At 59.3% G+C, this 2,422-nt stretch carries 1 protein-coding gene and 1 pseudogene; one reads left to right on the top strand and one right to left on the bottom strand.

Annotated elements, in window-relative coordinates:
- Positions 1–858: 858 nt before the first annotated feature.
- On the bottom strand, positions 859–1,875 hold the full coding sequence (locus tag QZZ60_RS11230) for a TerC family protein (RefSeq protein WP_295641438.1): 1,017 nt from the start codon (positions 1,873–1,875) through the stop codon (positions 859–861).
- Between the two features lie 294 nt (positions 1,876–2,169).
- On the opposite strand from QZZ60_RS11230, the pseudogene QZZ60_RS11225 reads away from it, so the two are divergent.
- Positions 2,170–2,422, top strand: a pseudogene (locus QZZ60_RS11225) (hypothetical protein); the annotation flags it as partial.

Raw genomic sequence — 2,422 nt, 5'->3', positions numbered from 1 at the left:
TTTTTTTATGTCGCGACAGGGACAAAACCGAGGCCGCCCCTTCGTTCATGCGGAAATTTCCTTCGGTCGGGAGCGCGGATGCGCCGCCGGAATGTTCGCAGGCTCATTTCGGCGGCATGGGATTGTTTATGTGATGCGGCCTGAAAAAGAGGCTGCTGCGTGAGCGTCTCCGCGTTCGTCGAAGCCGTGCAGACAGAGGCATGCGCCTTCGGACGGGGCAGGCAGATCGGGGCGGAGCTTTTGCATGAAAGGCGCTCGAAGCTCTGACCGGAGCGCAGGGGCGGGAACGGCACAGAGCGTTCCCGGGAACGTTCTGTGCGTTTAGCCGAGAGGGGCGTGAGCGCCCCCCCGCAAAGGGAAGAAGCGACCTTGCTGACGGCAAAACGCTCCGGGAAGTGACCCTGCACAGGACGAGCACGCGGCGGAGACGGAGCGGACGCAGCCTGATTTTTTTCAAGACGACCTGCTGTCCGTGTGCCGGGCGTATCTGGGCATGGTGCCGGGGGAAGGCTTGACCCGCAGGAAAAACGCCGGGCTTCGCTCTTCTGTAAGGCACGTCTGTTTGCGTCCGAAGCGGCGACCGGCCCGATCGTCCATGTTTTGCCGTTTTCCATCGTCTTTCGGAGCGCTGAGGGAGAAAGGCAATGCTTTTTCCTTTTCGTGCGCGCTGTCGCGGAAATGTCGCGTTCCGAGTACGGGGCGTGCGCGGCATGAGGCCGGGGCGTCCTGGCGGAGCGCTGCACGTAACGCCTCTTTTGTCCGGGAGAGGCGCACCGGGCGCAGGCAAAGAGGGGGAGGCAGGAAAAAAGGGCGACGCCCTTGCGGACGCCGCCCCTTTCATGTTCTGGAGCCTGGGGTTCAGGCCTTCTTTTCGGGGAGGAAGGAAGCGAGTATGCCGAGGGCGAGGAAGCCGACCACCACGCTCAGGGAGACCATGGCGGGCAGGTGGATGACGCCGGCGACGTCAAGCAGCATCTTGGCGCCGATGAAGGCCAGAATGGCGATGACGGACTTTTCCAGATGACGCAGGTAGCGCTTGGCGGCGGCGAGCAGGAAGAACATGGACCGCAGGCCGAGGATGGCGAAGATGTTGCTGGTGTACACGATGAAGGGATCGGGCGTGATGGCGAGCACGGCGGGCACGGAGTCGAAGGCGAACATGATGTCGGAAATTTCTATGACCACCAGGCAGAGGAACAGGGGCGTGGCGCGCCAGATGACCTTGCCTACGGGCTTTTCCGCCAGCTTGATGGTGCTGCCTTCCACGTGCTTCTTGGGAGCTTCCACGGCATGGCCGTTTTCATCGGTGCGCACGAAGAAGTCGTGGCCGTGCAGGTGCGTGTAGACGGGAATGAACTTCTGCGTCCAGCGCACGGCCCAGTGCTTGGAATAGTCGATGTCTTCATCGGTTTCCTTGCCGAGGGACTGGAACATCTTCCAGGCCGTCCAGAGCACGAACACGCCGAAACCGGCCAGGGCGTAGGGGCCGAACATCTTGATGAGGGAACTGCCTGCGGCCACGAAGAGCAGACGCATGACCACGGCGCCGAGAATGCCGTAGAAGAGCACGCGGTGCTGATAGGCGTCCTTGATGCCGAAGGACGTGAAGATGGCCATCATGACGAAGAGATTGTCGACGGAAAGGGATTCTTCAAGCAGATAACCGGCGATGAACAGCTGCATCTGCGACGAGCCTTCGTTCCAGCCGATGTATCCGGCGAAGGCAAAGGCCAGCGAAATCCAGATGGCGGACCATATGGCCGCATTGCGGGCCGTGACGGGCTTGTCGTCGTTGTGGGAGCGAAGGTCGATCCACATGCACGTGATGATGACCAGAGAAAAGACGCCCACTTCCACCAGAGAGTGTCCGAACATGTATTCCTCCAGAGTTTTCCTTTTCTGCCGGAAGAAACAAAAAAGACCTTCCGGCAATACTGTTATTGCCGCAAGGTCTCACTCATCAGACGGGCTGACGGCAATGCCAGAAGCGAGCGCTCCATGCTGTTGACATTGCCCGGGACTCATGATCCCAGTTACTCCCCTTTGCGTCCCTTTCTGAATAGTAAAACTCGACGGAGCTGTCAAGAGGCTGCTTCCGCTCTTGCCTGCGGCGGACGGGAAAGCTACACTTCCACCCGTATTTTTTGACTTCTTTTTTTCGAGGACCGCATGTCTTTTCATATTATCCGCACCCATCGCCCCGGTCATCAGCATCCGCTCGTCCTTAGGCTGGCTTCCGGCTTCCGTCGTTTTCAGCGCCGCTGGTATGATCCGGAGGAAGAGCTTTTTCAGTCCCTCAAGAATGGTCAGAATCCGCTGGCGCTCGTCATCGCCTGCTGTGATTCCAGGGTCGACCCCGTGCTTCTTACACTGCTACATATCGCTTATGAACGTCTGTTGACCGGTATTCACAACGAAGACA

It is taken from the genome of uncultured Mailhella sp. (assembly GCF_905187505.1).
Lineage (GTDB): Bacteria > Desulfobacterota > Desulfovibrionia > Desulfovibrionales > Desulfovibrionaceae > Mailhella.
Note: the sequence above shows the minus strand (reverse complement) of the source record. Positions and strands in the feature narration are given on the sequence as shown.